The sequence below is a fragment of the Streptomyces atriruber genome, from assembly GCF_001418325.1.
In the GTDB taxonomy this organism is placed as follows: domain Bacteria; phylum Actinomycetota; class Actinomycetes; order Streptomycetales; family Streptomycetaceae; genus Streptomyces; species Streptomyces atriruber.
Window position 1 is genome coordinate 1 of the sequence record NZ_LIPN01000325.1, and the last position, 7163, is coordinate 7163.

General features: G+C 72.5%; 6 protein-coding genes. 2 read left to right on the forward strand and 4 right to left on the reverse strand.

Translation table 11 applies throughout. The annotated features are described in order from the left end of the window. A partial coding sequence (locus AOK03_RS29765; protein ID WP_208609623.1) for an SUKH-4 family immunity protein occupies nt 1–1333 on the forward strand: 1333 nt, incomplete at its 5' end. 244 nt (nt 1334–1577) lie between these two features. Continuing rightward, complete coding sequence (locus AOK03_RS29770; RefSeq protein WP_055568464.1) at nt 1578–2480, forward strand: hypothetical protein; 903 nt, start codon at nt 1578–1580, stop codon at nt 2478–2480. 350 nt (nt 2481–2830) lie between these two features. Here the strand turns inward: AOK03_RS29770 and AOK03_RS29775 are convergent, their stop codons facing one another. The 4 genes from AOK03_RS29775 to AOK03_RS29790 all read right to left on the reverse strand — a co-directional run. Next, nucleotides 2831–3166 carry a hypothetical protein gene (locus tag AOK03_RS29775; protein ID WP_055568465.1) on the reverse strand — a complete coding sequence of 112 codons (336 nt, stop codon included), beginning with the start codon at nt 3164–3166 and terminating at the stop codon, nt 2831–2833. Beyond that, a complete protein-coding gene (locus AOK03_RS29780; RefSeq protein ID WP_055568466.1) occupies nt 3156–5087 on the reverse strand; it encodes a pre-toxin TG domain-containing protein in 1932 nt (643 codons plus the stop codon). The genes AOK03_RS29775 and AOK03_RS29780 overlap by 11 nt, the downstream gene beginning before the upstream one ends. 146 nt (nt 5088–5233) lie before the next feature. Further along, the gene (locus AOK03_RS29785; protein ID WP_055568467.1) at nt 5234–6835 is read right to left on the reverse strand and encodes a sodium/solute symporter; all 1602 of its coding nucleotides are present in this window, start codon (nt 6833–6835) and stop codon (nt 5234–5236) included. After that, on the reverse strand, nt 6832–7163 hold a 332-nt coding region (locus AOK03_RS29790), incomplete at its 5' end, for a DUF485 domain-containing protein (protein WP_055568468.1). The genes AOK03_RS29790 and AOK03_RS29785, both read right to left, overlap by 4 nt.

Consider the following 7163-nt stretch of genomic DNA (forward strand, 5'->3'; position numbering starts at 1 on the left):
TGCTCCGGGTACGCCTCCGGGGGCGCCGCAGCCTCCCGGCCCGCCCGGCGCTCCGGGTGCTCCGGGTGCTCCTGGCGCTCCTGGTGCTCCTGGTGCTCCTGGTGCTCCGCAGCCTCCCGGTCCGCCCGGTGCTCCGGGTACGCCCGGCGCCCCCGGCACCCCGCAGCCCCCCGGCGGCGGCGTCCACCACGCCGCGACGATGCTGGCCGGACCCGCGGTCGGCGGCCCGGGTGCGCCCGGCATGCCGCCGCCCGCACCGGGCCAGCAGGTCCCCGGCGCCCCCGGTGCTCCCGGAATGCCCGGTGGCCCCGGCGCCTCCGGCGGGCAGCCCTACGGCTACCCCCAGCAGCCCACCGGTCAGCCGACCGTCGGTCCCGGCTACCAGGCCGTGCTGCGCTACCGTGCGGCCGACGGTTCCGAGCAGCAGCTCATCCGCCGCTCCGCGCCCGGTACGCCGCACCCGGAGTGGCAGATCCTGCACGAGCTGCGCGGCATGAACGTGCCGCCGCAGCAGGTGCTGGAGCTCCACACCGAGCTGGAGTCCTGCGAGCTGCCCGGCGCGTACTGCGCGCGCATGATCAGGGAGACCTGGCCGCAGGCGCGGATCACGTCGATCGCGCCGTACGGCAGGGACCACGCGTCCCGTCGGCAGGGCATGCAGCAGCTCCTCGCGCACCAGGGCGAGCTGCACCAGGTCGCGGACGGCCCCGCAAGGCCCGCCCCGGTGCGGGCCCCGCTGCAGCAGATGCCGCCCGCTCCCGCGATTCCGCCGGAGGGCGTCGCGCAGGAGCTGGCCGGGGCCTTCGGGCCCGGCATCTTCCGGTTCGACCAGCGGGCCGTGTCGCGGCAGGGCGTGCCGGACATCGTGGCGCACACCCTCGTGGTGGCGGGTCTGCCCGTCGACTTCGGGCCGTTCTTCTGGGCGCAGGCGCAGCCGGGACGTCCGGTGCCGACGCTGGCGGAGCTGGCGCAGGAGCGCGGGGTGCAGCCGGCGTCCGACGCGGGTTCGTACCTGGTGATGGGCAGCGACTTCGGGCGTGCGCTGTGCGTGCAGTACGGCACGGCGAACATAGTGGCGGTGCCGGTGGAGGCCGGTCCCGGCGGTGCGCCCGTGCCGCCGCAGTTCGTGAACACGGGGCTGCCCGAGTTCGCGCGCTGCATGGCGCTGCTCGGCCGGATGTGGCGGCTGCGCTTCGGGCTCAACCAGGAGCAGGCGGGCCGCTGGACCGTCGACTTCCAGAGCCAGCTGGCCGCGCTCGACCCGGCGGCGCTCGGGTCGCCGGAGAGCTGGTGGTCGGTGCTCCTGGAGCAGATGTGGGACGGGCTGCTGTAGCCCGCCGCGGTACGTGAGGAGGAGGCGCCCACCCCATCTGCAGGCCGGACGGGGCGGGCGCCTCCCCCATTTGGGGCGCGCGCGGCGGGAATGTCGCCCCGATTCCGACTTCTGGCACCAATTGACGCATCCTTGACCGCGTGGGGTGGGCGGAGTGTCGCGTTATGAGCGCTTCCGCTTGATCCATCAAGATGTGCGCCAATCGCGCTGTACGCGTGCGGTACGTCGGAGAGGGGATCCAAGGATGAGCAGCAGCGGTGCATCGACGTCGCCGTACGGCTTCGTCACCGTGCGGGGGCGCGGCTACCGCCCCGAGCAGGTCGAGGCGTACGCCGCCGGTCTTTCCGGGGAGCGGGACGCGGCATGGGAGCGTGCGGCCCGGCTGACCGTCCTCGCCAAGGACATGGAGGCGGAGGCGGAGCACCTGCGGGACGCGGTGTCGCGGCTCGCCCCCCAGACGTACGAGACGCTCGGCGAGCGGGCCCGGCAGATCCTGACCCTCGCCGAGGCGGAGGCCGCCGCCGTACGGGAGACCGCGGCGGCCGAGGCGCAGGCCCTGCGGGAAGAGGCAGAGGCCGCGGCGCGGGAGGTGCGGGAGGCCGCGCGCGAGCATGCCGAGCGGGTCGGGGCCCGGGCGGAGGAGCGGGCCGGGCAGCGGCTCCTCGCGGACCGGACGACGGCCGACGAGGTGAGGATCTCGGCCCGGCAGGACGTGAAGGCGTGGCGCGGCGAGGCGCTGGGGGCGCTGCGCGAGATGCGGCAGCGGTGCGAGGGGCTGCTCGCCGAGCAGGAGAAGGAGCAGGGCGAGCGGTGGGAGGCCGCCGAGCGGGAGGCGGCCGAGCGGGAGGCGGCGTCGGACGCGCGGGACGCGGAGCGGGTGGCCGCGGCGGAGGCCCGGCTCTCCGAGGCCAAGCGGGCGTTCGCGGAGGCGGAGGAGTCCGCCCGGCACCGGCAGGAGGACGCGGAGGCGCGGGGCGCCGAGGTGGTCTCGGAGGCGGTCCTGTGCGAGGAGCGGGTGGCCCGCGAGACGGAGCGGGTGCTGCGTGAGCACGGCGAGCAGTGGGACGAGGTGCGGGCGCACATGGACCACGTACGCAGCAGCCTGGCGGCGCTGACGGGGCGGGCTCCGGCGGAAGAGACGCCGTGAGTCTCCTCTGACGGCTGCGCTTCGTCTGCGGGCTCCTCGTGGCTGGTCGCGCAGTTCCCCGCGCCCCTGGCCGGTCCATCTCGCCGCCCGGCCGAAGATGCCGCCAAGGGGCGCGGGGAACTGCGCGACCAGCCACCACCGGGCGGTCAGTCACACGACGGGCTTGTCCTGGGGACCCGCCTAGGGTCTGTCCGGCGGATCATGGCGCGGGTCGCGGGGTCTGGCACGCCCATCTGCGGCGTTGTCGTCGGTTGTCAACGCTCCGCCTTGCAGCTGCACGCACCAGACCCCGCTCACCGGCACCGCAAGGCGGCCGCCACGCTCCCGCGCCCTGATCCGCCGGACAGACCCTAGTCCTCCAGTCGGGGCAGGACCCCGGCCGGGCCGCCCTCGTCGACGATCGCACGGAACGCCGTCACCATCGCGGCGACCCCGCCCGTCGGGACCACGACCAGGTCCTGGCACTGGAAGAACGCGCCGCCCGCGGCTTCGCCCGTCCGCTTCCAGCGGTCCATGACCACGGCGATCTCGCGGGGCGTCATGAAGGTGGCGCTCCACCGCGTGCCGTCGGGCAGGCGGAGTTCGGCGTCGACGTTCTCGACGTCCTCGGCGCGGTCGTCCGCGCCCAGCATGAACAGCGCCGTGAACCGGTCGTCCTCGACCAGCAGCTGCGGGTCACTTTCCATAGAGCTGCTTCAGCCTCGCAATCACCTTGGACTCGTTGCCCTTGTCGGACTTGCCGACGATCTCGATGCCGCCTTCCACGTTCCGGAAGAACAGGCGTCCGCCGTTCCGGCCGCGGGCGTACGTGATGTCGGTGCCCGCCAGCGCCTTGCTGCCGAGACCCGGATTCATGTTTCCACGGGAGAGCTGCTCGAAGAGGCCGTCGAGGTCGCGCTGGACCGTCTGGTTCTTGCCCGCCTGCTGTGCGGCCTTCGACAGCTGGGCGTCCTTGCCGATGACCGACGTCATCAGCTTGCACGGCGTCGCGTTGTGCACCAGGACGGGGGTGTCGCCCGCCAGCACGTAGTACGTGTGGGTGCCCGCCACGGTGAGGTTGCGGACCTCGGGCGTCGACGCGGTCCACGAGGTGACCGCGTCGACCTTCACGGACGCGCCCGCGTCGGTCCGCAGCGTCGCCCCGGGCGTGAGGTCGGCCGCGTTGGTCCACTGGTCCGAGTCGCCGGTCCAGAACGGGTGCAGATCGGTCGCGGTGATCGAGGCGCTGCGGGCGCCGCGGTCGCCGTCGACGTCCACGCCGACCTCGACGAGGTTCTTCTCGCCGCTGCCGATGATCAGGTCGGTGACGGCCTGGCCCTCGGTGCGGCCGGTGGCCGGGTCGGTGGCGAGGACCTGGTCGCCCTCCTCGACCTGCTCGATGGGGCGGGCGGAGCCGTCGGCCATGAGCACCCGGGTGCCCGGCAGGAAGCTGTTGCTCGCGCAGGTGGCGGCGGCGCTCCCGCCCTTGCGGGCCTTGCGGACGTCGTCGGCGGTCAGGGCCTTCGCGCCCACCTTGGCGCCGACCTTGAGCCAGCGCAGGACGGCGAGCGATCCGGCCGCCCGCTCCGCGCCGCTGAGCTGCTGCCCGGTGGCCAGGTCCTTGCCGGTCAGCGCCTCCACGATGCCCTTGCCGTCGCCGATGCCCGGCACCAGGTCGAGGAAGAGGGACATCCGGCGCTGCTGCGTGGCCTCGTCGAGGCCCGAGGAGCCGGTGCCCCAGGAGTCGCCGACGTGGGAGAAGTCGAAGTCGATGTCGGGGAGCTCGCTGAGCCGCTCGGCGCCCTTCTTGATGCCGGGGACGTGCTTGTTCGCGGTCTTCATGCCGCGGTTGGCCTGGGCGATGCCGTCGTTCATCTCCTTCATGCCCTTGTTGGCCTTGGAGATCCCCTTGTTGGCCTTGGCCAGGCCCTTGTTGACCTCGTCCACGCCCGCGTTCATCGTCTTGAGGCCGCGGTCCATCTGGGCGAAGCCCTTGTTCATCTGGTCGAACGCCGCGTTGAGCTCCCTGAGCTCCTTGCCCCAGTCGGTGGTGTCCTTGACGGGCTTGACGTCCCTCGACGGCGGGAAGCCGTAGTCACCGACGACGACGGTGAGAATGCTCAGCGCGTAGAGCGAGTCGCTCGTCGTGCCCATCATCTCGTCGGCCTTGGCGACGTTCTCCGCGAGGTTCTTCAGGTGCGGCCCCGCGGCCTTGGCGGTCTTGACCGCCTGGGTCAGGATCTTCTCCTGCTCCTTCGGGTCGGACGTCGACGAGGGGTCCTTGAGCTCGGCGAGCTTCAGTTTGCCCAGCGCGTTCAGCTCCGTGTCGAGCGTCTTGAAGCGGGCGCCGTGGTCCTTCATGATCGACTGCGTTCCGTACAGGAACAGGGCGGTGCCGACGCCCGCGATGAGCGCCTTGCGGCTGAACTCCCGCAGGCAGCCCGCCTTTTCGACGAGTCCGAGATCGTCGCAGTGTGCGTAGTGCGAGACCCGCTCGGCGATCTCCAGGAGGCTCGCGGGCTTCTTCTCGGCGGCGGCCGCCGAGCTGCCCGCCGCGACTGCGGAGGTGAACGAGAGGGACAGGGCGGTCACCGTCGTGACCAGCCGGGTGGTGGTTCTGTGGTGCATGCGTTCCTCGGTCATGGGGGCACTACGCCCATGACGATGTGACCCCCCGGAGCTGCATTTCTGACGGGTACCCGCCAGAAATGGTTACCAGCGAGTACGGTAACACCGCGACGTCCTGGAATGTCTGACTTTCAATCATCAAATCATCACTTCCCCCGGCGTGCCGCCCCCGCCAGGATCCAGCCCTCCACGGCCTCGTACTGCCTGCGGTGCTCCTCCGCCTCCGCGCGCCCGGTGAAGCGCGTGCCGAGCCACCCGAGGAGGAAGCCGAGCGGGATCGAGACGAGGCCCGTCGTCGTGAACGGGAACCAGTTGAAGTCGTGGTTCGGGAAGGCGGCGCCGGGGCCGCCCGAGACCAGGTTCGTGCCCGTCATCAGGACCAGTGAGCCGAGCGTGCCGCCGAGCAGCGTGCAGAGCAGGCCCGTCCGTGTGTAGCGCCGCCAGAAGAGGCTGTAGACCAGGGCGGGGGCAAGGGCCGACGCGCCCAGGCAGAACGAGAGGGTGGCCAGGGGCTGGAGGTTGTGGTCCTTGACCAGGACCGCGAGGAGGATCGCGGGCGCCCCTATGGCCAGTGCGGAGGCGCGGGCCAGCGTCATCTCGCGGCGGGGCGAGGGGGTGCGGCGGCCCTGCGCGAAGACGTCGTGGGCCAGGGAGTTGGCGCAGGCGAGGATCATCCCGGCGACCGAGGCGAGCAGCGTCAGGAACAGCGCCGTGGTGACCGTCGTGAAGACCAGGGTCTCGATGGCCGAGGTGTGGGCGCCGAACGCCGCGCGGGAGCCGAGGAGGTAGGCGGTGTTGCCCTGCGGGTCGTCCTTCGCGATCGTCGCGCGGCCGAGCAGCGCGGTCGCGCCGAAGCCCACGACGGTGATGACGAGGACGAACAGGGCGACCGACGAGACCGCCCAGGACATCGAGCGCCGTATGTCGCGGGCGCTGCGGGCCGTGTACATCCGCATGGTGACGTGCGGGAGCGCCGCGCCGCCGAGGACCACGGTCAGCTCCGAACTGATCATGTCCAGGCGGGGGCCCGGGCTGTTCGCGAACTGCAGTCCGGACCGGAGGAAGGCGGGCCCCGCGCCGCTGCCGTCCTCGGCGGCGGCGAGCAGGGCGCCGGGGTCCCAGTCGAAGCGCCGCAGTATCAGGACGGCGACCACCGCGCCGGAGCCGAGCAGCATCACGATCTTCAGGATCTGGATGAGGGCGGTGCCCTTCATGCCGCCGATCGCCGCGTAACTGATCATCAGGGCGCCGAGCGCGACGATGCAGCCGGTCTTCAGGCCGTCGCTGGAGAAACCGAGGATGAAGGCCAGCAGGTCGCCCGCGCCCGCCAGTTGGACCAGCATCAGCGGGAGCAGGGCGGCGAGGGTGGCCGTGCACGCGGCGATCCGGACGGCGCGGCCCGGCATGCGGCGCGCCATGACGTCGCCCATGGTGAACCGCCCCGCGTTGCGCAGGGGTTCGGCCAGCAGGAACATCAGGAGCGTCAGGGAGAGCGCCGTGCTCAGGGCGAGGACCACGCCGTCGTACCCGAGCAGGGCGATCACGCCCCCGGTGCCGAGGACGGTGGCCGCCGAGATGTAGTCGCCCGCGATGGCGAGGCCGTTGCGCAGCGGGGAGAGCCCGCCGTAGCCGGTGTAGAACTCGTCGAGGTCGTCCCGGTCGGGGCCGGTCATCACGCACAGCAGCAGGGTGAGGGTGACCACGACGGTGAAGGCCACCAGGGACATGGTCTGCGCTTCCGTGCTCATGGGCGGTCCCCGCCGTCGCGCGCGGCGGCCGCCCCGGTCTGCCTGCGCAGCAGTTCGGACAGCGGGTCGAGGCGGTGCCGGGCCGTGCGCTCGAACAGGACGAGGGCGAGGCAGGTGACGGGGACCTGGCACAGGCCGAGGAGCAGCCCCGTGGTCAGGCCGCCGGAGACGGTGCCGGTCATGAAGGACGGCGCGAGGGCGGACAGGACGAGGAAGAGCGTGAAGTAGCCGAGCGCGGTGAAGGTGGCGACCCGGCGCTGGATCCGGTAGGCGCCGCGCAGTCTGCGCAGGTCGCTGTGGCGGCCGGGAGCGGGGTGGCGGGGGAGCC